This window comes from Caballeronia sp. Lep1P3 (assembly GCF_022879595.1).
Classification (GTDB): Bacteria; Pseudomonadota; Gammaproteobacteria; order Burkholderiales; family Burkholderiaceae; genus Caballeronia.
This window is the reverse complement of sequence record NZ_CP084266.1, coordinates 476,182-498,923: the sequence shown is the minus strand read 5'-3', so window position 1 is coordinate 498,923 and position 22,742 is coordinate 476,182. Positions and strand designations below refer to the sequence as shown.

The following is a 22,742-nucleotide window of genomic DNA, read 5'->3' as shown; positions in this document are numbered from 1 at the left end:
GCGCTTCGCGTATCGGTCGCGATCAGGTCACGACGCGCGCATTGAGCGAGTCCTGAATGAGCGTGACGAGTTCGTCCGGATGCGCGGGCTTCGTCATGAAATGCTGGAATCCCTCGCCGATGCTGCGTAATCGGTATTCGTCGCCGTTGTGTCCCGTCAGCGCGATGGCGACCGACGGCGGCAGATTTCCGCGTATTTCGTGGTCGCGCAAACGTTGGATGAGATAGAAACCGTCCATGCCTGGAAGGTCGAGATCGCAGATCACCGCATCGGGGAGCACGCGCGTCGCGGTTTCCGCGCCGTCTTCGGCGTCGGCCACGGCAACGACTTCCGCGCCCTCTTCTTCCAGCAACGTCTGCAGTGATGCCCTGCTTTCCGGATCGTCCTCGATGAGCACGATCCGCGCATGCCCCAGTCTTGCCACTTCGTTCATCATTTTGTTTTCAACAGCCTAAAACGGAATTCTCGCGCTCGGTCTCCACGGGTCGCCGCTTCATCCTCATCTGCCGACCTTCGCGCGGTGCGTTCTGGTGGACAGAAAAACGCGGCGGGAATTCCGGACGCACCGTGTTTTTTGCCGCGCGTGCGCCGGTGCGGAACGTCTCGCGGTGTCCTGGACGGCGCCAGCACGAAATTTCTGCAAGTCGCCACGAGTCCAGCCACCTGAATCGAGCAAAATCCGGACCGGCGTGCACTTCTGCCCGGAGCGCCGCGCGCCGCGCCGCATCGCGCTCTTCCGGTTCTCGCCCGATATCGGCTCTGCTCGCGCACGACCGTGTAATTCCGTTATGGTCCACGCTCGGATTACCGTCAGACGCCGTTCGCATGACAATCGGCGCGGCGGGCGGGCGACTGCTTGGACGACTGCTTGGGCGACTGCATCGGCGACTGCAGCGGCGACTGCAGCAGCGCACGATATTCGGTCGGCGTAATGCCGACGGTCGCCTTGAACTGACGCGTGAACGCGCTGTGGTCCGTGTAACCGCAGAGCGCGGCGACATCGGTGACTTTGTCGTGCGTGACGAGCAGCGTCGTGGCGGCATCGAGGCGCGTTTTCAGCAGCACTTGCCGCGGCGTCAGATGAAAGACCTTGTGGAAGTAGCGTTCGAGTTGCGCGATCGACATGTTCGCCCGCTGCGCGAGGTCGCGCATATTGAGCGGCTGCACGTAATTTTCCTGGATATGCTGCACGACCGCCGCAAGCCGGCTGTACGCGGGATGCGTGCTTTCGGCGGCCTGCAGATCGCGCGAAATGCCCGCCAGCCCGGCGATTGCGCCGCGCGCGTCGCGCAACGGCTCCTTACACGTCATGCACCAACCGGGCTCGCGTCCCGGATAGAGATGCAGTTCCAGTTGGTCGACCAGTTGCACGCCCTGCGCGATGATCGCCTGATCCTGCGCCGTATAGATGCGCCCGAAGCGGCGCGGGAACACGTCCTCGGCCGTCTTGCCGAGGAGCGCGGTCTTGTCGTCCTTGTGGCCGCAGCGCCGCGCGAGCGTGCGGTTGACCATCGCGTAGCGCGCGTCGCGGTCCTTGACGAAGAACACGATGTCCGGCATCGCATCGAAGACGGGCGCAAGCAGCGCGAAGTGCGCGAGCATCGCGTCGAGGCTTTCGGCCGGTTGTGCGCCGATGCCGAACGCGAGAGGCGAGGCGCTGCCGGCAGTGACTGCGGTCGTGCTCATCGTGCGTTCGAGAAATCGCGGTCGGGTCAGAATGGCGCCGATTATAGGGGCGCGAAAACGACGCCAATATTGGCGCTGTCCCCACTATGTTTTCGTTCTTACGTATCGTCCAACGAATCGCACGCGGCGAGAAGCGTGTCGATTCGAACGGGCGCGAACGGTTCGCGCGCCGCCGCGCGCGGCCAGCCGAAATAGAGCGCCGCCGCTTCGCCGCAGATTCGGCCCTGGCACGGACCCATCCCGCAGCGCGTGAGCAGTTTGGCTTCGCGCCAGCTCGCGTGCGCCGCCACTTCGCAGATAGTCACGTCCTCGCAGCGGCACATCGTCGTGTCGGCGGGCGGCATTGCGCGGGCGGCTTCGCCGAGTTCGAACGCGCGCTCGACGCGGGCCGCGAACGCGCGCCACCGGTTGCGCTCGCGATGCCAGCGCGCGTCGATGGGTGCGCCGAGCGCCGCGTGCGCCGCGCACGCGCCCTCCGCGCGCGCGAGTTCCATGCCGCCGACGCCCGTGCATTCGCCGGCCGCGAGAACATCCGCGAGCGACGTGCGCTGCCGGTCGTCCACGCGAATCGCACCGTTTTCGTCGAGCGCGCAGCCGAGCGCAAGCGCGAGCGTCGTGTTCGGCACCAGCCCGTAGCCGCACGCGACGCGATCCGCTTCCATCGTTTCTTCGCCGTTTCGCGTGCGAATCGTGACACGCGTGACGCGCTCGACGCGCGCATCGCCTTCTGCTTTCACGACGACGCTTCCCGTCCGATAACGCGAGACGCCGAGCGCACGCGCAAGCGCCACGGCCTGCGCGAGCTTGGCGGGCGTGGCCGCGAGCGAGCCGAGAAAGCGCGCGATGCGTGCCATCGGCGCCTGTTCGACGACCGCGCGGACATCGGCGCCGTAGCGGCGCGCGGTATCGGCGGCGGCGAGCAGCAGCGGCCCGCTGCCCGCCACGACGATGCGCTCGCCGCGCACCGGAAAACCGCCCTTGATGAGCGCCTGCAAGCCGCCCGCGCCCGTCACGCCCGGCAGCGTCCAGCCTTCGAACGGCAAAAGCCGCTCGCGCGCGCCGGTCGCGAGAATCAGCGTGCCGTACCCGATGACGGCCGCCACGCCTTCGCGTTCGAGCAAGAGGCGCTTGCCGCCTTGCGCGGCGGCGACTTTCGTCGCGGTCATGACGTCGAGGTCGACGCGCGCGGCGGTCGATTCGAGCCAGCCGCGCAGAAGCGGCGAGATGTCCGCAGCCGGCCCTTGCCGCCAGATTTGCCCGCCGGGGCGCGGATTGTCGTCGATGAGCGCGACGCGCGCCCCCGCCGCAACCGCGATGCGCGCCGCCTCCAGCCCCGCCGGACCCGCGCCGACGATCGCGATGTCGAAGCGCTGCGCGTTCATCGCATGGTCTCGATCACGAGTCCATCGCGGCAGAGCGTCTGACAGCCGAGCACATGCGCGCGGCCATCTACGCGCACGCGGCATTCGTGGCACACGCCCATGCCGCAGAACGCCGCGCGCGCCTCGCCGCGAACCGAGCGGCGCGTCGCGGTCCGGCCGTTCAGCGCGATGGCGGCGGCAACCGTCGTGTGTTCGGGAACGGCGAGCGTCACGCCGTCGATGGTCACGCACACGCGTTCAGTCATCGACATGCGCCCCCGCGAAGCGTTGCGCCGAAAACGCGGCGGCGTCCGGCAGCGGGAACGGCATCGGTTCGCCGAACATCTGCGCGGCCAGCAGCTTCGCCGTGCCGAGCGAAGTCGTCACGCCGAGTCCTTCGTGGCCGGTCGCGAGCCAGAGGCGGTCGTCTGCGGGGCGCGCGGGGCCGATGACCGGCAGGCCGTCGGGCGTCGCCGCGCGAAAGCCGGTCCACGCGCGAATCGCGTCGAGCGCGCCGATGCCCGGCAGGTAATGCGACGCGCGCCGGAGCATCGCGCCGAGCACGTTCATGTCGACGGCGGGATCGAGCGTGCCGAACTGCCGCGACGAGCCGATCAACATCTGACCGGTTGGCCGCGGCTGCGCGTTGAACGCGACGGACGTGCCTCGCGCGTGATGCGCGCTCTTGATATAGCCGAGTTCCAGCACCTGATGATGCAGCGTGCCCGGATACCGGTCCGTAATCAGCAAATGCCCCTTCTTGGCTTCGAGCGGCACGCCGTCGATGAGCGCGGACGCGGCGAGCCCGTTCGCCACCACGACATGCGCCGCCGTGCGCCGCTCGCCGTTCGCGAGCGTCACGCAGGCCGCGCTTTCGCTTGCATCGACGGCGGCGACCGCGCATTGCGTCGACACGCGAATGCGCGCCGCGCCGGGCGAACGCGTCAGGAGAAATTGCGCGGCGGCGGGCGCGTAGACGATGGCGTCGTCGTCGATCAGCAGGCCGCCCTGCATCGCGTGACTGAGCGCCGGCTCCGCGTCGCGCAACGCGGCGGCGTCGAGCTGATGCGCGCGCACGCCGCCGCTCGCGAACGCCGCGTGCATCGCGCGGGCGGCGGCGAGCTCGTCGTCGTCCTCGGCGATCCAGAGCGTGCCGCAGCGCGAAAACGCGTCGATCTCGCGAAGATGCGGCGCGAGCGCGAGCCACAGTTCGCGCGAATGGCGGGCGAGCGCGAATTCGGCGGGCGAATCGTTCATCACGACGATATGGCCCATGCCCGCCGCCGTCGCGCCGCCGCCGATGCCACGCGCCTCGATCACCTCCACCGACATGCCGCGCGCCGCGAGTTCCGCCGCGCACGCCGCGCCGACGATGCCCGCGCCGACGACGATCGCGTCCGCGCTCATGCAGGTTCGCCGGGTTCTATCCCCCACGCGAACGGATCGCGTTCGTCGATGACGAGCCGCCCTTCGCCCATCACATGCGCGTAGCCGGTGATGGTCGGGATCAGCCGGTCGCCGTCCATCGCGTAAGCCGCGTCGAACACGCTGCCGATGATGCTTTCCTGCCGCCACGCCGCGCCGGGCGCGAGAAGGCCGTCGGCGGCGAGGCACGCGAGCTTCGCGCTCGTGCCGGTGCCGCACGGCGAGCGGTCGTAGGCGCTGCCGGGACAGAGCACGAAGTTGCGGCTGTCGATGCCCGCGCGCGGCGAATCGGCGAACAGCTCGATATGGTCGATGTACGCGCCGTCCGCGCCCGTGACGCCCTGTGCGTGCAGCGCGTCGCGGATGGCGTCGCAGAACACCGTCAGCTCGCCGATGCGCGCGGGCGTCAGCTCGCGTCGATGCTCCGTTTCGGCCACGAGGAAGAACCAGTTGCCGCCCCACGCGACGTCGCCCTTCAGCGCGCCGTGCCCCGGCACGTCCACGCTGACGCCGCGCCGATGCCGGTACGCCGGCACGTTGCGCACGCTGACGCTGCCGTTCGCATTGAGCGTCGCATCGACGGGGCCGACCGGCGTATCGATCCTGTGCCGCCCCGGCGCGATCCTGCCCGCATGCGCAAGCGACGCGACGAGCCCGATGGTGCCGTGCCCGCACATGCCGAGGTAGCCCACGTTATTGAAGAAGATGACGCCTGCGGCCGCCGCAGGATCGTCGGGCGCGCAGAGCAACGCGCCTACCATCACGTCCGAGCCGCGCGGCTCCGTCACGATGGCGCGCCGCCAGTCGTCGAAATGCGTGCGGAACGCGTCGCGCCGTTGCGCGAGCGTGCCGCCGCCCAGTTCCGGCCCGCCCGCGACGACGAGGCGCGTCGGTTCGCCGCCCGTGTGCGAGTCGATGATGTCGATGGTTTTCATGCCGCCTATCCTAGAAATGCGCGCGGCGGGCGTCTTGGCGCGGCTAGGCGGTTTTGATGACGAAATCGGCATAACGGGGCTATGCCGAAATCGGCGTCGGTCACGCGCGAAACGCGCAAGACGCGCGCATTTGCGCTGCCTACACTCGGTCCGTTCAATCACTTTTGGAGAACCGCCGTGGCGCATATCTGGGAAGGCGTGATGCCCGCCGTCACCACCAAGTTCAACGCCGATTTCAGCATAGACCGCGCGTGGACGAAGAAGAACATCGAAGCGCAGATCGATGCGGGCGTGGACGGCATCATCGCGTGCGGATCGCTCGGAGAAGCCTCGACGCTCTCGCTCGACGAAAAGCTCGACGTGCTCGACATCGCCGTCGATGCGGCGCGCGCGCGGGTGCCGGTGCTCTTGACCATCGCCGAAAACAGCACGCTCGACGGCTGCCGGCAGGCGGAGCGCGCGGCCAATCACGGCGCGTCGGGCTATATGGTGCTGCCGGGGCTGCGTTATCTCTCCGACCGGCGCGAGACGCTCAACCACTTCCGCATGGTCGCCGACGCGAGTCCGCTGCCGCTGATGGTCTACAACAATCCGCTTGCCTACGGCGTCGACGTCACGCCGAGAATGTTCGCGGAACTGGCCGAGGACGCGAAGTTCGCGGCAATCAAGGAATCGAGTGGCGACGTGCGGCGCATCACCGATCTCGTCAACGAGGTCGGCGAGCGTTACGCGCTCTTTTGCGGCGTCGACAATCTCGCGATGGAAGCCATGCTGATGGGCGCGCACGGCTGGGTGGCCGGGCTCGTGTGCGCGTTTCCGCGCGAGACCGTGGCGATCTACCGGCTGCTGCGCGCGGGACGCATCGAGGAAGCGCGCACGATCTATCGCTGGTTCGCGCCGCTGCTCGCGCTCGATGTCTCGCACAAGCTCGTGCAGAACATCAAGCTCGCCGAGGCGATCGTCGGACTCGGCACGGAGCCGGTGCGCCCGCCGCGCTTGCCGCTTGCCGGCGACGAGCGCCGCGAAATCGAGGCGCTGATTCGCCGCAGCATCGAGACGCGGCCCGAGTTGCCCGCGTTTTGAAGCGCCGAAGCATCGAAAAAAATGCCGTCTTTCGACGGCATTTTCATTTGTGCGGCCCGAAGACTTACGCCGCGATACGCGCGTGTTCGGAATCGACGCGCTCGTCGCCGGAATCCTCGCCGTCGTCGTACAGATGAAGCAGGCGGTAGCCGCTCTTGTACACCGGCTGCAGGCGGAAGTGATTGACCGGCTCGATTTCCAGCGCGAGCCGCAGACGCGACACATGGCTATCGATGGTGCGCGTGGTTTCGCGGAACTCGCGGCCCCAGACCATCGCGAAAATATGATCGCGCGACAGCACGCGGCCGATATTCGAGAAGAAGAGCTGTGCGAGCCGGAACTGCGTGCCGCTCAGTTGCACCGGACGCCCGCGCACCGTGACGGTCTGCTGGCGCGAGTCGAAACGATACGGGCCGATTTCGAGGCAAGCGCTCGACGTGGCCGGATACGCGCGGCGCAAAAGCGCCTCGATGCGCGCGCCGAATTCGCCCGGCCGGATGGGATAGACCACGTAATCGTCCGCGCCCGCGGTCAGCGCGCAGACGACGTTGTGCTCGGCGCCATCCGGCGAGGCGAACAGGACCGGCACGCGCTCGCCGAAACTCGAACGCACGGATTTGAGCAGATCCAGTCCGCACAGTCCGGACGAATTCCAGTCGAGGATCAGGAGATCGACCGTCGAGCGCGACAGCGCCTTCGACAGCAGGAGACCGTCGCCGAACGTCACGCAGGTGTGACCGAGTCGTTTCACGACGTCGCTGATGAGATTTCTGTAACTTGAGTCGGTTTGCAAAACGGCGACGCGCATAGTGAAGCCTGATGGGTCCAAGGAACATGGGCGATGCCGCGTCGAGCGGCACCGTCCCGGGCGTCTCGTTACAAAAAGAGACGGGAAACAGGCGGCATTCTGGTCAGCGCGCCATTCCTTTCCCATCGGACTCGTCCGAAAGTGTCAACGCATGTAATCACTTGTTCGCGATGGCGGCGCGCTCGCGCGACAGCAATCGTCATATTTCGTGTAGCAGCGGCTTACATCCTGTAACATGCCGCCTTCGGCGCAAATCCGCCGAAAAGTCCCCGCTTTCGCCGTTTTACCGAGACGCCGTGAGAGCAAGCAGCGACGCGGCGTTGCACCGCCGTGCGCCGCGCGGTCGACTCACGCCGGCTTCGAACCGCGCCCGAGTCGCTCCCTGACGCGCTCACCCGCGCGCCTGACATCCCGCAGGGCATCGCTTCGTCCCATGCGCCGCTTTTCGCCGCGCGTGGCTTCTCTCATTACGGGTCCTTTTTCGATGCAGGCAACACCTCTGAACGGCGCATCGCACGCCGCCGGCCGCGCCCTCACGCGCGGCGACTACAAGACGCTCACGCTCGCTGCCCTCGGCGGCGCGCTCGAGTTCTACGACTTCATCATCTTCGTGTTCTTCGCGCCGGTCATCGGCCAGTTGTTCTTTCCGGCGGCCATTCCCGAATGGCTGCGGCAATTACAGACCTTCGGCATCTTCGCGGCGGGCTATCTCGCGCGGCCGCTCGGCGGCATCGTGATGGCGCACTTCGGCGACCTGCTCGGGCGCAAGCGCATGTTCACGCTCTCCGTGCTGCTGATGTCCGTGCCGACGCTCCTGATGGGCCTTCTACCCACGTATGCGTCCATCGGCCTGATGGCGCCGGTGCTGCTGCTCGTCTTTCGCGTGATGCAGGGCGCGGCCGTCGGCGGCGAAGTGCCGGGCGCGTGGGTGTTCGTGTCCGAGCACGTCCCGGCGCGTCACGTCGGCTATGCGTGCGGCACGCTCACGGCCGGGCTGACGGCGGGCATCCTGCTGGGCTCGCTCGTCGCGACGTTCATCAACAAGACCTTGACTACCGCCGATGTCGCCGGTTTCGGCTGGCGTCTGCCGTTCCTGCTCGGCGGCGTGTTCGGGCTGTGCTCCGTCTATCTGCGCCGCTGGCTGCACGAGACGCCGGTGTTCGCCGAGCTGCAGAAGCGCAAATCGCTCGCAGCCGAGATTCCGCTCAAGGCCGTGCTGCGCGACCACGGCCGTGCGGTCGTCGTGTCGATGCTGCTGACGTGGATGCTGTCGGCGGCGATCGTCGTCGTGATTCTGATGACGCCCACGCTCCTGCAGAAGCAGTTCCACATTGCGCCCGCGACGGTCCTCCTCGCCAACTGCGCCGCGACGCTCGCGCTGACCATCGGCTGCGTGACGGCGGGCGCGATTGCCGGGCGCTTCGGCGCGGGCCGGACGATCTTCGTCGGCGGCATCGCGCTGGCGGTTTCGTACTACGCGCTCTTCCAGCAAGTGGCCGCCGATGCGTCCGTGCTGTTGCCGTGGTACGCGTTCACGGGCTTCACGGTCGGCGTGATCGGCGCGATTCCGTTCGTGATGGTCAAGTCGTTCCCGCCCGCCGTGCGCTTCTCGGGCATCTCGTTTTCGTACAACGTCGCGTATGCCGTGTTCGGCGGACTTACACCCATCGTCGTCTCGCTGATGATGAAATCGAACCCGACCGCGCCCGCGCTCTATGTCGCGGCGCTGTGCGTCGTGGGCGCGCTGACGACGCTCTTCATCAAGGACGCGCCGTCCGCGCGCTGACGGCACGCGTTTCAAACCTCGCTGCAATGGCGCGCCTTCGACGGTGCGCCATTTTCATTTCAGCCGACGCCGAAACATCCCGCCGACGCCGCGCCTACGATGGGCGGCATGAACTCGAACCTTTCCCTGCGTCGAATGCTGGTCGTTGCCGCGACGAGCGTCGGCTTCGTCGTCTCGCAACTGGACGTGTCGATCGTCAACGTGGCGCTGGCGAGCATCGGCCATGATTTCGGCGCAAGCGTCGCGAGCCTGCAATGGATCGTGGACAGCTACGCGCTCGCGTTCGCCGCGCTCATGCTCTCGGCCGGCGCGCTCGGCGACCGCTTCGGCGCGCGGCGTCTCTTCGCGGGCGGCCTCGCGCTCTTCGCGATCGCGTCGCTGGCGTGCGCCTTTTCCCGCGACGCCGCGCAACTGATCGCGGCGCGCGCCTGCCAGGGCGTCGGCGCGGCGGCCATGCTGCCGAACTCGCTCGCGCTGCTAAACGCCGCCTGCGGCCACGACCCGCGCGTGCGGGCGCGCGCGGTCGGCGCGTGGACGGCGGCGGGCGCGGTGTCGATTGCGGCGGGGCCGGTCGTCGGCGGCGCGCTGATCGCGGCCTTCGGCTGGCGCAGCATCTTCTGGGTCAACTTGCCGATTTGCGGCGCGGGCATCGCCGCGACCTTCGCGTGGGTGCGCGCGACGCCGTCGCAACGGCGTGGCGGCATCGATCTGATCGGACAGGCGCTCGCGATTCTCGCGCTCGCCACGTTCGTCGGCGCGGTCATCGAGATGCGGCCGCTCGGCCCGTTCCATCCGCTCGTGCTCGCCGGACTGATCGTCGCGCTGGCGACGGCGAGCGCGTTTGTCGCTTTCGAACGAAAATGCCGCGCGCCGATGCTGCCGCGCTCGCTGTTCGCGCACCGCACCTTCAGCGCCGCCGTGCTGTTCGGAATCGGCGTGAATTTCACCTACTATGGAATGGTGTTCCTGTTGAGTCTGTATTTGCAGCGCGTGCTCGGGCATACGCCGTTCCAGACTGGGCTCGCATTCCTTCCGCTGACGGGCGGCTTTCTCCTTTCGAATCTCGCGAGCGGGCCGATCGTGGCGCGCTTCGGCGCTCGAGTGCCGATGATGGCGGGCGCGCTCGTCGATGCCGCCGGTTTTGCCGCGCTCGTTTTCGTCGATGCGCACACGTCCACCTTCGCGCTGCTTCTGCCGTTCCTGCTGATCCCTTTGGGCATGGGCGTGGCCGTTCCCGCGATGACGAGCGCGTTGCTCGGCACGGTCGGCCAGGAACGCGCGGGCACGGCCTCGGCGGTGCTCAATACCGCGCGGCAGGCAGCGGGCGCGATCGGCGTCGCGGCGTTCGGCGCGCTAGCAGGTCATGGGGAAAGCGCGGCGGCATCGGCGCAAATCGTCGATGCGGTGCGCGCGTCGGCGGGTGTTTCGGTCGCGATGCTGGCGTGCGCGGCGATCATCGCGCATTTCGTGAAACCGGAACATCGCGACGAGGCGCAGGCGAGACATCCGCGCCGCGCGATGGAATGACGAACCGGGAACGGCCGTTGCGCGATCACGGCAAGCGCATACAGGAGAACCATTCATCATGTCGACGATCATGCCTCGCTCCCCCGAAGAAACCGTGGAAACCGTCGAACCGGACCCAGACAAGCTCCTTGATCCCGACGCCGCTCCGAACCCCGACGATCCCGACATGCCCGACGGCCCGGACTCCGCTACGCCGATGATCCCCGCCGATCCGAAGAACGGCGAGCCGCGCATGTAACACGGCGCGGCCATGAAGCAGTGCCCGCGAGGCGGTCACGCCAGCGCGGGCATCTTGCATACAGAACGCAAATCGAATCAGAGCGTCGTCGTCTGCACGGCGCCCGTTTCCAGCGCGCGCTCGATGAGCGCTTCCTGCTGTGCCTTGCGCACCGCGTCCGCAACGAACGTGTCGGGCGCCTCCACTTCGGCGCGAATCGTGCCGATGATGCCGTCGGCCTCCACGATCACCAGCGATTCCGCCGAATCGGCCTTGCTGATGATGACCCGCTGCGGCCCGCCGCCTTCCGCGATGCTCGCGCAGAACTGCATCCGCTCACCGCCGATCACCTGTTCGAATGTCTGAATCATGGCTGCCTTTCCGCGTTGGTTGAACAAGCTGTGAAGGGTGCATGCAAAATGCACGCACCCTACCTCCTCCACATTGATTCGCACATCGGAAGCAGGTTCCATTCCGTAAGCAACCGGCGTCAGCGGCGCGCTGTGGCAAGGGCGCGCAAGGTATCGGCGGTGAAGTCGTCGGCGGGAAGAAACGCCTCGATTGCCAGCTCCGACACGGTGATGTCCACGGGCGTGCCGAACACCGTCGTCGTGCTGAGAAACGAAAGCGGGCCGTGCGCAGTGCGCAAGACGAGCGGCACGATGACCGCATCCGGCACGCTGCGCGGCGCGCTCCTCGCATGCGGCGGCGCGGGATACGCCTTCAGCTCGCCGAGAAGCGCGGCGAGTGTGCCATCGCCCGATACGTCGACTTGCCGCCGCACGCGCGCAAGCAGATGCGCCCGCCATTCGTGCCAGTTCTCGATGACGTTCGCGAGTCCCTTCGGATGCATCGAGAGGCGCAACACGTTGACAGGCGGCGCGAGCAGCGACGCGTCCGCCGATGCCACGAGCGGTTGCAGCGCGGCGTTGGCCGCGAGCATCGTCCAGTGACGGTCCACGGCGAGCGCGGGATAAGGATCGTGACCATGCAGCACACGTTCGACGGCGCGGCGTGCCGCATGGAGTTCGGGATCGTCGAGTGGCCGCTCGCGATACAGCGGCGCATAGCCCGCCGCGAGAAAGAGCGCATTTCGTTCGCGCAGGGGAACGTCGAGTTGCCCGGCCAGACGAATCAACATGTCGCGGCTCGGCATGGAGCGTCCCGATTCGATGAAACTCAGATGCCGCGTCGAGACGTCCGCGATGCACGCGAGTTCGAGCTGACTCATGCGCCGGCGCTGACGCCACTCGCGCAGCAGCATGCCGACAGTGGCGGGCGGCGCGCGATGCGAACGCGGTTCGAGACATTCAAGTGTCGTATCCATGCGCCGATATTAGTCCAGGCGCCGACGCGCGCTCCATTACCTCGCGCGTAATCGGCTGCACCTTACCGGCTCGCGCAAAAGTCGAAGTAACATTTACCTCACGCCGTGGCGCTCCCAAATGTTTGCGCACGTCACCCTAAATCTACCGGTGTACCGCGCCGTTAAAAAGCCAGCATCAAGCAGACACTGCTTTGCGACCCATGCGTGTTTCGCCGTCTTCCGGTGAGCGCGCAAGGCTCGCCAAGCGCGGACATTTGCGGAGAAATCATGTTTGTCGTTATTGGATGGGTGCTCGTCATCGGCTCGGTGATCGGGAGTTTCATCGGCGTCGGCGGTCATCTCGCGGCGCTCGTTCAGCCTTTCGAATTGCTGTGCATTTTCGGCGCGGCAATCGGCGCATTCGTCGTGTCGAACCCTGTGTCGACGCTCAAGAAAACGCTTCAGGCGTTCCCCAAGATCTTCAAGAACGCGGGGTATAGCAAAGAGAAATACCTGTCGCTGATCGCGCTGCTCTACGAGTTGCTGCAAAAGGCGCGCAAGGAAGGAATGATGGCGCTCGAAGCAGACGTCGATGCGCCCGAAGCAAGCCCGCTCTTTCAGAAGTACGAGCACGTCATGGCCGATCATCATCTGCTCGACTTCATCGTCGATTATTTGCGCATGATGTCGGCGGGCAACGTGAACGCGCTGGAATTGCAGGACCTGATGGACGAAGAACTGGAGACGCATCACGCGGAAAGCGCGGTGGCCGCCAATGCGATTCAGAAGATGGCCGATGGTCTGCCCGCGTTCGGCATCGTGGCCGCGGTGATGGGCGTGGTGCATACGATGGGCTCGGTCGGCGCCGCGCCCGCCGTGCTCGGCGAGATGATCGCCGGCGCGCTCGTCGGCACGTTCCTCGGCATTCTGCTCGCGTATGGCTTCATCGGGCCGCTTGCGGATCTGCTCAACGCCAAGGGCACCGCCGAGGCGAAGCCGTTCCAGTGCGTGAAGTCCGTGCTGCTCGCCTCGATGAACGGCTATGCGCCGACGGTCGCCGTCGAGTTCGGCCGCAAGGTGCTTTTCACCGCGGATCGTCCGAGCTTCCAGGAACTGGACGACGCCGTGCGCGCGACCAAGATGCCGAAGTCGGCTTGACGCAACGTTAGAGGCTTATCGCTCATGGCTGAAAGACCGTCACGCGACCCGCTGCAATCCGTGCTCGCACCCACTGTCGTCGTGCGCCGCAAGAAAAAAGGCGGCGGCCACGGCGGGCATCATGGCGGCGCGTGGAAGATCGCTTACGCCGACTTCGTCACCGCGATGATGGCGTTCTTCCTTCTGATGTGGCTGCTCGGCTCTACATCCAAGTACGACAAGGACGGCATCGAGCAATACTTCAACACGCCGCTTTCCGCGCTCTTCGGCAATGACGGCGGCGCTTCCGCGCATACGAGCATCATCAACGGCGGCGGCAAGGACTTGTCGAGTTCGCGTCCGGGCGAAGCCAACAAGAGCCAGACGCAGCCGGTGCCGCCCTCGATCGCGCGCGCGGCCGTCGCAGCCGACGACTTGCAGCGTTTGCAGCAGCTCAAGCAGAAGCTCGCCACACTGATCGAGAACACGCCCGCATTGCGCGCGTTCAAGGACCAGATACGCATCGCCATTACGAGCGAGGGCTTGCGCATCGAGATCGTCGATTCGCTCAAGCGGCCGATGTTCGCATCGGGCAGTTCCAGACTGGAAAGCTATGTCACGACGATTCTCTCGAACATCGGCGCATCGCTCAACGATGTGGACAATCGCGTGTCGATCGCCGGTCATACCGATGCGGTGCCCTATTCCGGAACTCAGGCGGGCTATTCCAATTGGGAACTGTCGAGCGAACGCGCGAACGCGGCGCGCCGCGCGCTCGTCGCAGGCGGCATGAAGGAAAGCAAGGTGCTGCAAGTGCGCGGCCTCGCCGATGTCTTGCCGCTCAACAAGGACGTCATCGACGAGCCGACGAACCGACGCATCAGTATCCTCGTGCTGAACAGGGCAGCCGAACTTGCGTTCTTCCGCGATGGCGGACGCACGACCGTCGATCAGGCGCTGCCCGCCGATGCGGCTATTCCCGCCGCGGTCGCCGCGAAGTCGAATGCGCCGGTTGCCGTCGTCAAGTAACGCACTCGAGTAAGCCACTCAAGTAAGCCACGACGAGGCCGTCTGCACCACTAGCCAGAGGTTCGCCGCGCTGATGACGAAGAACAGCAGCCACGCGATCGCCTTCGTATGCGAGGCGTTCGCGAAGCTGCCCATCAGCGCGCGATCGCTCGTCATGCGGATCAGCGGATAGAGCGCGAACGGCAACTGCAGGCTCAACACGACCTGACTCGCGACGAGCAGCTTGCCGACCGCGCCGTTGCCCATCGCATAGACGCCGATCAGCGCGGGTACGAGCGCGAGCGCACGCGTGATGAAGCGCCGCTGATAGCACGGAATCTTGAGGCGCAGGAAGCCTTCCATGATGACCTGCCCCGCGATAGTTCCGGTGAACGTCGAGCTTTGACCCGAAGCGAACAGCGTGACGGCGAAAAGAATCGCGGCAAGGCCGCTGCCGACGATGGGCGCAAGCAGCTTGTACGCGTCCTCGATTTCGGTCACTTGCGTGTGACCTGTCGCATGAAACGCAGAGGCCGCGAGAATCAGGATCGCCGCGTTGATCATCAGCGCGAGCACGAGCGACACGATGGTGTCGAGCCTCGACAATCGGATGGCCGATGCGAGGCGCTTCGGCTCGCGATCCACCACGCGCGTCTGCACGATCGAGGAATGCAGATACAGGTTATGCGGCATCACCGTTGCGCCGAGGATGCCGATCGCGAGATAGAGCGGCTCGCGCTGCGACAGCACGTTGAACGAAGGCACGAGCCCCGACGCCGCCGATGCCCAATGCGGCTTGACGAGCACTAGCTCGACGATATAGCCGAGGCCGATGGTCGCGATGAGCCCGAGCATGACCGCTTCGAGATCGCGGAAGTTCTTTCCTTTCAGGCCCAGCACGATGAGCGTATCGAAGGCGGTGAAGATCACGCCCCACATCAGCGAGCAGCCGAATAGCAAGTGAAACGCGAGCGCGCCGCCGAGCACCTCGGCGAGGTCGCACGCGATGATCGATAACTCTGCGAGTGCCCATTGCGCGCGGGCGATGGGCTTCGAATAGCGCTCGCGGGAAAGCTGCGCGAGATCGCGGCCCGTCACGATGCCAAGACGCATCGCAAGACATTGCAGCACCATCGCCGCGACACTCGATAGCACGACGACGAATAGCAGGCTATAGCCATAGCGCGAGCCTGCTTCGATGTCGGTCGCCCAATTGCCGGGGTCCATATAACCAATGGATATGAGCAGGCCCGGACCGGCGAATTGCAGCAGCTTTTTCCAAAGCGGCGCGCCGGGCGCAACGGCCACGGAGCCTTTGACTTCGGATGGACAAAACGGAGCGGTGGCGGTTGTCGGCAGTTTGAACGGCAATTTCCGGGCTTTCCTGATTCAATGATCTGATGCCTCTAGGCGATGCGCGAGCCGAGTCTATCACCGGCAGCGTGGCGTTTCATGCGGCGTGAGCGCCCTTCAGTCTGACGAGAGCGCCATGAGCGGGACAGCATCGCGTCACGGTACGACGAATAGAATTCGAGCGTGACCTGTGCATGCGGTCACCGGTTCTTCGCCGCTCGTCGCCCATTACCCGCAACAGGAGTTCGCCATGAAGCTAGTCATGCGTATTGCCGTCGCCGCGCTCATCGCATCGCCGCTCGCCGCGTTCGCGCAGCAAGGGCTTACGCGAGATCAGGTGAAGCAGGACTTGAAGCAGGTCGAAGCGGCCGGCTACAACCCTTCCGAACGCGATGCGTTCTATCCCAACAACATTCAGGCCGCCGAGGACAAGGTCCAGTCCGGAAGGGCGTATGGTTCGTCGTCGGATGGTGCGTCGGCTTCCGGGCATTCGATGTCGACGACGCCGCCCGGACAGACGCCGCAATAAAGCGCTTATTCTCGTTACATCGTTCGATACGACTGGCTCGATCAGGCGAATTCCGAGCACAGGCACGCGCCTACAATGAAGACGGACCCGGCTTGCCTGCCGCGTCCGCGCATTGCAGTACGTTCCCATCATTCGCATGAGGAGTTCGCCATGAAGCCAGTCACGCGCGTCGCCATCGTCGTGCTTGCGCTGTCGCCTGTCGTCGCGACCGCGCAATCGAATGGACTCACACGTCAGCAAGTTCGCGACGATCTGATCCGCGCCGAACAGTCGGGGTATTACCCCGGCGTCGACGATCAGCGTTATCCCGGCAGTTTCCTCGATCTCAAGGAAGGCATCTATACCGGCGCGAGCGTCTATCGCACGGCCGCGCCGCGCAACGTGTCGTCCAGCGATCGTCCATCCTTCAACTGACTTCACGCCGGGCGAGCGCACTCACGCGATCGCTCGCGTCTCGCGAAACATATGCAATATGGCGAAACCGCCATATTCGCGTCATATTGTCGTTGGCACGCGGCCACTACCATAGCGGCACCGAACACGAACCGTCCGCCTCTTCGCCAAGCACGCCGCGCGCACGAGCAGGCCCGCGCCCTTCCCTCGCCTTTCTCGAACGACTCAATGTGGATCGTCAACGTTGCGCTCAAGCGGCCTTACACGTTCATCGTGATGGCCATCATGATTCTGCTGGCCACGCCCTTCGTCCTCTTGACGACGCCCGTGGACGTGCTGCCTGAGATCGACATTCGCGTCGTCAGCATCATCTGGAACTACACGGGCCTGTCCGCGGAAGACATGGCCAATCGCATCACCTCGGTCAACGAGCGCAGCCTCACGACGACGGTGAACAACATCGAGCACATCGAGTCGCAGTCGCTGCCGGGCATCGCGATCATCAAGCTCTTTCTGCAGCCCACCGCGAACATTCAGACGGCCATCGCGCAGACGGTGGCCGTCGAACAGGCGCAGTTGCGACAGATGCCGCCGGGTGCGACGCCGCCGCTCGTCATCAGCTATTCGGCGTCGAGCATTCCGGTGATTCAGCTCGGCCTTTCGAGCCCGAAGCAGTCGGAGCAGGATCTCAACGACACCGCGCTCAACTTCCTGCGCCCGCAACTCGTGACGATTCCGGGCGCTGCCGTGCCTTACCCGTATGGCGGCAAGACGCGCCTCGTCTCCGTCGATCTCGACACGCGCGCGCTGCTTGCAAAGGGACTCACGCCGACCGATGTCGTGAGCGCGGTCAACGCACAGAACCTCATCCTGCCGACAGGCACCGCGAAGATCGGCCCGCGGGAATACACGATCAACATGAACGGCTCGCCGACGACAGTGGCCGGTCTCAACGACATCCCGGTGCGCACGGTGAACGGCGCGACCACCTATCTGCGTGAAGTGGCGCATGTGCGTGACGGCTTCTCGCCGCAGACGAACATCGTGCGTCAGGACGGACGCCGCGGCGTGCTCATCTCCGTGCTCAAGAACGGCAACGCATCGACGCTTTCCATCGTCAATACATTGCAGGGACTGCTGCCACAGGCGCGCGCGTCGCTGCCGCAGGACCTTAAAATCACGGCGCTTTTCGACCAGTCCGTTTTCGTGAAGGCCGCCGTGCAGGGCGTCGTTCGCGAAGCGCTTATCGCCGCCGCGCTGACCGCCGCGATGATCCTGCTCTTCCTCGGCAACTGGCGCAGCACGTGCATCATCGCGATCTCGATTCCGTTGTCGATTCTCTCGTCGCTGCTTGCGCTGCATGCGCTCGGGCAGACCATCAACATCATGACGCTCGGCGGTCTCGCGCTTGCGGTCGGCATTCTCGTCGACGATGCCACCGTGACGATCGAGAACATCGAGCGTCACCTGCACATGGGGACCGATCTGCACGAGGCCATTCTCGAAGGCGCGGGCGAGATCGCGGTGCCGGCGCTCGTTTCGACGCTGTGCATCTGCATCGTGTTCGTGCCGATGTTCTTTCTGACGGGCGTTGCGCGTTATCTCTTCGTGCCTCTCGCGGAAGCTGTCGTGTTCGCCATGCTCGCGTCATATGTCCTTTCGCGCACGCTCGTGCCCACGCTCGCGATGCTGCTGATGGGCCACGCGCACGCGCCCGATGCAAAGGCGAACTCGAACGTGTTCATACGGCTGCATCGCCGTTTCGACCGTGGCTTCGAGCGCATGCGCGGCGCGTATATCGTGATTCTCAGCAGCCTGCTCGTGCGGCGGCGCCGGTTTGCATCGCTATTTCTGGGCTTTTGCGTGCTGTCGGCAGGACTCGTGTTCCTGCTCGGCGAAGACTTCTTTCCAACCGTCGATGCGGGCGATATTCGCATGCACATGCGCGCACCGACCGGCACGCGCATCGAGGAAACGGCGCGTCTCGCGGATCAGGTCGAAAGAGTCGTGCGGCGCGTCGTGCCGCAAGACGAACTCGCCACGATCCTCGATAACCTCGGCTTGCCTTATAGCGGCATCAATCTTTCGTATAGCAACGCGGGAACCATCGGCACGCTCGATGGCGAGATACAGGTCGCGTTGAAACCCGATCACGCGCCGACGCAAGGCTACATCGACCAGTTACGTTCGTTGCTGCCGCGCCTCTTTCCGGGCGTCGAATTCTTCTTTCAGCCGGCGGACATCGTCACGCAGATCCTGAACTTCGGTCTGCCCGCAGCCATCGACGTGCAGATTCAAGGGCAAAACCAGCAAGCGAACTTCGAGGCCGCAAGCAAGCTGATGAAGCAGATACGCATGATTCCCGGCAACGTGGACACGCATATCCAACAGAAGCTCGATGAACCGGCGCTCAACTTGCAGATGGACCGCACGCGCTTGCAGCAACTCAACCTGTCCGCGAGCAACGTCGCGCAGAACGTGCTGATTTCGCTCTCCGGCAGTTCGCAGACTTCGCCGGGCTTCTGGTTCAATCCGCGCAATGGCGTCGAATACAACATGGCCGTGCAGACGCCGCAGTATCAGGTCTCGTCGATCGACGAACTGATGCGCACGCCCGTCTCCGCTTCGATCAACGGGCCGACGCAATTGCTCGGCAACCTCGTGCGTCTTTCGCCGCACAACCAGTTCGCCGTGGTCACGCACTACAACATCCGGCCCGTCATCGATATCTTCGTGAGCGTGGAAGGGCGCGATCTCGGCAGCGTCGCGCGACGCGTGAACCGACTTGTCGATCAGGCGCGCGGGACGCTTCCGCGCGGCAGCCAGATCACCGTGCGCGGTCAGGTCGAGACCATGCGAACGTCCTTCTTTGGACTGGGCATCGGCGTTGCGACGGCAATCGTGCTCGTGTATCTGCTGATCGTCGTGAATTTTCAGTCGTGGATCGATCCGCTCATCATCGTCAGTGCATTGCCCGCGGCGCTCGCCGGCATCATCTGGATGCTGTTCCTCACAGGCACGCATCTGTCCGTGCCCGCGCTCACCGGCGCGATCATGACGATGGGCGTCGCCACGGCCAACAGCATTCTGATGGTCTCGTTCGCGCGCCAGCGCCTCACGGCCGGCGCGCCGCCGCTCACCGCCGCGCTCGAAGCGGGCGCAAGCCGCATCCGTCCCGTTCTGATGACGGCCTTCGCGATGATCATCGGCATGATCCCGATGGCCCTCGGTCTCGGCGAAGGCGCCGAACAGAACGCTCCGCTCGGGCGCGCGGTCATCGGCGGCCTGCTCTTTGCGACCGTGTCGACGCTGTTTTTCGTGCCCATCATCTTCGCGGGCATCCATTCACGGCTTGCGCGCCGCGCGACGCGGCATAAAGAAGCCAAAGAATTTCATCGCGACGATCAACGCTAAACCGCATCACGCCTCGCGCCGAACATGACAGAAAAGAACCACGCCTCTCTCGCGATTCCCGCACGCGATCCGAACGAAGGACCCGCGCTGCCGCCGCGCAACCTCGAATGGAAGCGCGCAAAGATCGCGATCATCATCGTGCTCGCGTTGCTCGCGATAGGCGCGGCGCGCACGGTCGTGACCGACATGGTGCATGGCCGCTCCGTGAACACCCGCACACAACAGAACGCACAACAATATGTGAACGTCGTTTCACCGAAGCAAAGCGATGGCGGCGGCGACACGACCTTGCCGGGCAGCTTGCGCGGCTTCGTGGAATCGCCGATCTATGCACGCGCGACCGGTTATCTGCTGCACTGGTACGTCGATATCGGCGCGCGCGTGAAGCAGGGCCAGTTGCTCGCGGACCTCGATACGCCCGAGATCGATCAGGAACTCGCGCAAGCCGTTGCGCAACGCGATCAAACCGCATCGAGCCTCGGCCTTGCAAAGACATCGCTCGAACGCTGGCAGCAGTTGCGTCAGCGCGATGCCGTCTCGCAGCAGGAACTCGACGAGCGCCAAAGCACGTATAACCAGGGTGTCGCGAACCTTGCCGCCGCCGATGCCAACGTGAAGCGTCTGCGCCAGCTCGAATCGTTCAAGCGCATCGTCGCGCCTTTCGCGGGCGTCGTCACGCAGCGCAATGTGGATGTCGGCGATCTCATCGATGCAGGAAGCGGTGCGAGCCGCGCGCTCTTCGCGCTTGCGCAGTCCGACCCGTTGCGCGTCTATGTGCAATTGCCGCAGGCATATGCGCAGAACGTATCGGTCGGGCAGCAGGTCGTCGTCACGCAGGCGGAGCTTCCAGGCCAGCAGTTTCGCGGCAGGATCACTCACGTATCGGGGGCGATCGATGTGCCGACGCGTTCGCTGCAAATCGAAGTGACGCTGCCCAATCCCGATGGCCGCCTGCGGCCGGGCGCCTATGTGCAGGTCACGGTGCCGTCCGTCGCGCAAGCGCGCATGCTCGTGCCCGGCAATGCGTTGCTCTTTCGCGCGGAAGGTCCTCGCGTTGCCGTCGTCGACGACAAGGGACTCGTGCATCTGCGCAAGATCGTAATCGCAGAAGATCTCGGGCAATCGCTCGAAATCGAAAGCGGCATAGAGGCCAACGACAAGGTCATCATCAATCCGAGCGACTCGATTGCGGACGGCGATCATGTGGTGATCGCTTCACCGCAGAAGCAGCAGCAAGGTGAGACGGAAAAGAAGGCCGCATCATGAGACGCATCGCAGCCACCTTGATGGTGTCGATGCTCGCGGCATGCACGGTCGGCCCCGATTATCAGCGTCCGCTTGCGGACACGCCGCCGTCATGGAAAACCGATTCCTACTGGCGCGTCGGCGAGCCTTCGCATGCGCCGCTCGCGCTCGACTGGTGGCGCGGCTTCGACGACGACATCCTCGACGGACTCGAAGCACAGGCGCTTGCACAGAATCAGACGCTTGCCGCCGCGAGCGCGCATTATGAGCAGGCGCGCGAGACGCTCGCGCAGACGTCGTCGCTTGCGCTGCCCGAAGTGGATCTCGGCGTGCAGGCCGCGCGTTCGCGCACATCGCGCAATCGGCCCGTCAACAACTACACGACGCCGAACATGTCGACCGTGCAGAGCGATCTGAAGCTCGCGCCGACCGTCGATTACGACCTCGATCTCTTCGGACGTATCCGGCGCGAAGTGGAAAGCGCGCAGGCATCGGCGGATCAGTCGCGCGACGATCTCGCGAATGCGCGCCTCGTTCTGACCACGGACCTCGCAAGCGCGTACTTTTCGATGCGCGAGTTCGATGCGGAGATCGACGTGCTGAATCGCTCTGTCGCGCTGCAAGAGAAGGCGCTCGACTATGTGACGACGCAGCATGACCTCGGCGCCGTCTCGGGTCTCGACGTATTGCAGCAGCAATCGCAACTCGATTCCACACGCGTGCAGGCGCAACTGCTCCTTAATCAGCGCGCGCAATACGAACATTCGATCGCGGCGCTCGTCGGCACGCCCGCGCCGCAGTTCTCTATTGCGCCGATGCTCGGCGAACATCCGCTTCCGTCCATTCCGCTCGGCGTTCCGAGCGATGTGCTGCAACGCAGGCCCGATGTCGCTTCCGCCGAGCGCGCAATGGCCGCGGCCAATGCGCAGATCGGCGTGGCGCGCGCCGCGTTCTTCCCGAGCCTCACATTGAACGGCACCATCGGATGGGAAAGCACCGCGCTCGCGAGCCTCGTCTCTGCACCGAGCCTCTTGTGGACCATCGGCACGATGGCGAGCCAGGTCGTCTTCGATGGCGGCCGGCGCTCCGCCGCCGTCGCGTTTGCAAGCGAAGGGTATCGCGCGACGGAAGCCAACTATCGTCAGACGGTCCTCAACGCGTTTCAACAAGTGCAGGACGGCATCGTCGGGCTGTCCGTGCTCGACGGTGCGGCGAAGCAGTCGCATGCGGCCGTCCTCGATGCCGAGCGTCTGCTCTCCCTTGCCAATGACCGCTATTCGGGCGGCCTCGTCGCGTTCCTCGACGTCATCACCGCGCAGCAGCAATTGCTCACGACCGAGCGACAGGACGTTCAAATACGCGGGCAACAGCAGACCGTCTCCGTTGCGCTCGTGAAGGCGCTCGGCGGCGGATGGGACGCGCATGATGCGCCGCAGGAACAAGGCATGGCAGAGGCGCAGGCGAAGTGAAACGTCGGCAGCATGAATCCGACGCTCGTATAGTGTCGGCATCGATACGCCAGTCGCGAC

General features: G+C 65.1%; 21 protein-coding genes. 11 read left to right on the top strand and 10 right to left on the bottom strand.

What is annotated here, in order from left to right; all coding sequences use genetic code 11:
* Window positions 1-22: 22 nt before the first annotated feature.
* The 6 genes from LDZ27_RS16770 to LDZ27_RS16745 all read right to left on the bottom strand — a co-directional run bounded on the left by LDZ27_RS16770 (window position 23) and on the right by LDZ27_RS16745 (window position 5,416).
* A complete protein-coding gene (locus tag LDZ27_RS16770) occupies window positions 23-433 on the bottom strand; it encodes a response regulator (RefSeq protein WP_370653455.1) in 411 nt (136 codons plus the stop codon).
* Between the two features lie 377 nt (window positions 434-810).
* Window positions 811-1,602 (bottom strand): AraC family transcriptional regulator, encoded by a 792-nt coding sequence (locus LDZ27_RS16765; RefSeq protein WP_244817306.1) that lies wholly within the window; start codon window positions 1,600-1,602, stop codon window positions 811-813.
* 182 nt (window positions 1,603-1,784) lie between these two features.
* On the bottom strand, window positions 1,785-3,068 hold the full coding sequence (locus LDZ27_RS16760) for an FAD-dependent oxidoreductase (protein ID WP_244817101.1): 1,284 nt from the start codon (window positions 3,066-3,068) through the stop codon (window positions 1,785-1,787).
* Complete coding sequence (locus tag LDZ27_RS16755; RefSeq protein WP_244817305.1) at window positions 3,065-3,313, bottom strand: (2Fe-2S)-binding protein; 249 nt, start codon at window positions 3,311-3,313, stop codon at window positions 3,065-3,067. Before LDZ27_RS16755 ends, LDZ27_RS16760 begins: the two co-directional genes overlap by 4 nt.
* On the bottom strand, window positions 3,306-4,454 hold the full coding sequence (locus tag LDZ27_RS16750) for an FAD-binding oxidoreductase (protein ID WP_244817100.1): 1,149 nt from the start codon (window positions 4,452-4,454) through the stop codon (window positions 3,306-3,308). The genes LDZ27_RS16755 and LDZ27_RS16750 overlap by 8 nt, the downstream gene beginning before the upstream one ends.
* Complete coding sequence (locus tag LDZ27_RS16745; protein ID WP_244817304.1) at window positions 4,451-5,416, bottom strand: 4-hydroxyproline epimerase; 966 nt, start codon at window positions 5,414-5,416, stop codon at window positions 4,451-4,453. Before LDZ27_RS16745 ends, LDZ27_RS16750 begins: the two co-directional genes overlap by 4 nt.
* 168 nt (window positions 5,417-5,584) lie before the next feature.
* On the opposite strand from LDZ27_RS16745, the gene LDZ27_RS16740 reads away from it, so the two are divergent.
* Complete coding sequence (locus LDZ27_RS16740) at window positions 5,585-6,490, top strand: dihydrodipicolinate synthase family protein (RefSeq protein WP_244817099.1); 906 nt, start codon at window positions 5,585-5,587, stop codon at window positions 6,488-6,490.
* A gap of 64 nt (window positions 6,491-6,554) precedes the next feature.
* Here LDZ27_RS16740 and LDZ27_RS16735 read toward each other — a convergent pair whose 3' ends face one another.
* Window positions 6,555-7,298: a response regulator transcription factor gene (locus tag LDZ27_RS16735; RefSeq protein WP_244817098.1), complete on the bottom strand. Its 744-nt coding sequence runs from the start codon at window positions 7,296-7,298 to the stop codon at window positions 6,555-6,557.
* A 484-nt stretch (window positions 7,299-7,782) separates the two neighbouring features.
* Between LDZ27_RS16735 and LDZ27_RS16730 the strand changes: the two genes are divergently transcribed.
* The 3 genes from LDZ27_RS16730 to LDZ27_RS16720 all read left to right on the top strand — a co-directional run bounded on the left by LDZ27_RS16730 (window position 7,783) and on the right by LDZ27_RS16720 (window position 10,849).
* Entirely contained in the window at window positions 7,783-9,084 is a 1,302-nt protein-coding gene (locus LDZ27_RS16730) for an MFS transporter (protein ID WP_244817097.1), read from the top strand.
* 99 nt (window positions 9,085-9,183) lie between these two features.
* Window positions 9,184-10,611 carry an MFS transporter gene (locus LDZ27_RS16725; protein ID WP_244817096.1) on the top strand — a complete coding sequence of 476 codons (1,428 nt, stop codon included), beginning with the start codon at window positions 9,184-9,186 and terminating at the stop codon, window positions 10,609-10,611.
* A 58-nt stretch (window positions 10,612-10,669) separates the two neighbouring features.
* A complete protein-coding gene (locus LDZ27_RS16720; RefSeq protein ID WP_244817095.1) occupies window positions 10,670-10,849 on the top strand; it encodes a hypothetical protein in 180 nt (59 codons plus the stop codon).
* 77 nt (window positions 10,850-10,926) lie between these two features.
* On the opposite strand, the gene LDZ27_RS16715 is transcribed toward LDZ27_RS16720, so the two are convergent.
* Both LDZ27_RS16715 and LDZ27_RS16710 read right to left on the bottom strand, forming a co-directional pair.
* Window positions 10,927-11,199 (bottom strand): hypothetical protein, encoded by a 273-nt coding sequence (locus LDZ27_RS16715; RefSeq protein ID WP_244817094.1) that lies wholly within the window; start codon window positions 11,197-11,199, stop codon window positions 10,927-10,929.
* Between the two features lie 119 nt (window positions 11,200-11,318).
* On the bottom strand, window positions 11,319-12,155 hold the full coding sequence (locus LDZ27_RS16710) for a helix-turn-helix domain-containing protein (protein WP_244817093.1): 837 nt from the start codon (window positions 12,153-12,155) through the stop codon (window positions 11,319-11,321).
* 267 nt (window positions 12,156-12,422) lie between these two features.
* Here LDZ27_RS16710 and motA point away from each other — a divergent pair, with 267 nt between their 5' ends.
* Entirely contained in the window at window positions 12,423-13,292 is an 870-nt protein-coding gene (motA, locus tag LDZ27_RS16705; protein ID WP_244817092.1) for a flagellar motor stator protein MotA, read from the top strand.
* A gap of 24 nt (window positions 13,293-13,316) precedes the next feature.
* A complete protein-coding gene (motB, locus tag LDZ27_RS16700; RefSeq protein ID WP_244817091.1) occupies window positions 13,317-14,300 on the top strand; it encodes a flagellar motor protein MotB in 984 nt (327 codons plus the stop codon).
* A gap of 18 nt (window positions 14,301-14,318) precedes the next feature.
* Here the strand turns inward: motB and LDZ27_RS16695 are convergent, their stop codons facing one another.
* Window positions 14,319-15,650, bottom strand: a complete 1,332-nt coding sequence (locus tag LDZ27_RS16695; protein WP_244817090.1) for an Nramp family divalent metal transporter — start codon at window positions 15,648-15,650, stop codon at window positions 14,319-14,321.
* 232 nt (window positions 15,651-15,882) lie between these two features.
* Here LDZ27_RS16695 and LDZ27_RS16690 point away from each other — a divergent pair, with 232 nt between their 5' ends.
* The 5 genes from LDZ27_RS16690 (at window position 15,883) to LDZ27_RS16670 (ending at window position 22,682) form a co-directional block, all read left to right on the top strand.
* On the top strand, window positions 15,883-16,161 hold the full coding sequence (locus LDZ27_RS16690; RefSeq protein ID WP_244817089.1) for a DUF4148 domain-containing protein: 279 nt from the start codon (window positions 15,883-15,885) through the stop codon (window positions 16,159-16,161).
* A 150-nt stretch (window positions 16,162-16,311) separates the two neighbouring features.
* A complete protein-coding gene (locus LDZ27_RS16685; protein WP_244817088.1) occupies window positions 16,312-16,575 on the top strand; it encodes a DUF4148 domain-containing protein in 264 nt (87 codons plus the stop codon).
* A gap of 207 nt (window positions 16,576-16,782) precedes the next feature.
* Window positions 16,783-19,968 carry an efflux RND transporter permease subunit gene (locus LDZ27_RS16680; RefSeq protein ID WP_244817087.1) on the top strand — a complete coding sequence of 1,062 codons (3,186 nt, stop codon included), beginning with the start codon at window positions 16,783-16,785 and terminating at the stop codon, window positions 19,966-19,968.
* 24 nt (window positions 19,969-19,992) lie between these two features.
* Window positions 19,993-21,234 carry an efflux RND transporter periplasmic adaptor subunit gene (locus LDZ27_RS16675; RefSeq protein WP_244817086.1) on the top strand — a complete coding sequence of 414 codons (1,242 nt, stop codon included), beginning with the start codon at window positions 19,993-19,995 and terminating at the stop codon, window positions 21,232-21,234.
* Window positions 21,231-22,682 carry an efflux transporter outer membrane subunit gene (locus LDZ27_RS16670; protein ID WP_244817085.1) on the top strand — a complete coding sequence of 484 codons (1,452 nt, stop codon included), beginning with the start codon at window positions 21,231-21,233 and terminating at the stop codon, window positions 22,680-22,682. Before LDZ27_RS16675 ends, LDZ27_RS16670 begins: the two co-directional genes overlap by 4 nt.
* Window positions 22,683-22,742: the final 60 nt, after the last annotated feature.

Coding starts and splice junctions, on each gene's coding strand:
- motA (WP_244817092.1), top strand. CDS start 12,423: ATGTTTGTCGTTATTGGATGGGTGCTCGTCATCGGCTCGGTGATCGGG.
- LDZ27_RS16735 (WP_244817098.1), bottom strand. CDS start 7,298: ATGCGCGTCGCCGTTTTGCAAACCGACTCAAGTTACAGAAATCTCATC.
- LDZ27_RS16765 (WP_244817306.1), bottom strand. CDS start 1,602: ATGCTCGCGCACTTCGCGCTGCTTGCGCCCGTCTTCGATGCGATGCCG.
- LDZ27_RS16725 (WP_244817096.1), top strand. CDS start 9,184: ATGGGCGGCATGAACTCGAACCTTTCCCTGCGTCGAATGCTGGTCGTT.
- motB (WP_244817091.1), top strand. CDS start 13,317: ATGGCTGAAAGACCGTCACGCGACCCGCTGCAATCCGTGCTCGCACCC.
- LDZ27_RS16760 (WP_244817101.1), bottom strand. CDS start 3,068: ATGAACGCGCAGCGCTTCGACATCGCGATCGTCGGCGCGGGTCCGGCG.
- LDZ27_RS16720 (WP_244817095.1), top strand. CDS start 10,670: ATGTCGACGATCATGCCTCGCTCCCCCGAAGAAACCGTGGAAACCGTC.
- LDZ27_RS16730 (WP_244817097.1), top strand. CDS start 7,783: ATGCAGGCAACACCTCTGAACGGCGCATCGCACGCCGCCGGCCGCGCC.
- LDZ27_RS16690 (WP_244817089.1), top strand. CDS start 15,883: ATGAAGCTAGTCATGCGTATTGCCGTCGCCGCGCTCATCGCATCGCCG.
- LDZ27_RS16755 (WP_244817305.1), bottom strand. CDS start 3,313: ATGACTGAACGCGTGTGCGTGACCATCGACGGCGTGACGCTCGCCGTT.
- LDZ27_RS16715 (WP_244817094.1), bottom strand. CDS start 11,199: ATGATTCAGACATTCGAACAGGTGATCGGCGGTGAGCGGATGCAGTTC.
- LDZ27_RS16685 (WP_244817088.1), top strand. CDS start 16,312: ATGAAGCCAGTCACGCGCGTCGCCATCGTCGTGCTTGCGCTGTCGCCT.
- LDZ27_RS16670 (WP_244817085.1), top strand. CDS start 21,231: ATGAGACGCATCGCAGCCACCTTGATGGTGTCGATGCTCGCGGCATGC.
- LDZ27_RS16680 (WP_244817087.1), top strand. CDS start 16,783: ATGTGGATCGTCAACGTTGCGCTCAAGCGGCCTTACACGTTCATCGTG.
- LDZ27_RS16675 (WP_244817086.1), top strand. CDS start 19,993: ATGACAGAAAAGAACCACGCCTCTCTCGCGATTCCCGCACGCGATCCG.
- LDZ27_RS16710 (WP_244817093.1), bottom strand. CDS start 12,155: ATGGATACGACACTTGAATGTCTCGAACCGCGTTCGCATCGCGCGCCG.
- LDZ27_RS16750 (WP_244817100.1), bottom strand. CDS start 4,454: ATGAGCGCGGACGCGATCGTCGTCGGCGCGGGCATCGTCGGCGCGGCG.
- LDZ27_RS16770 (WP_370653455.1), bottom strand. CDS start 433: ATGAACGAAGTGGCAAGACTGGGGCATGCGCGGATCGTGCTCATCGAG.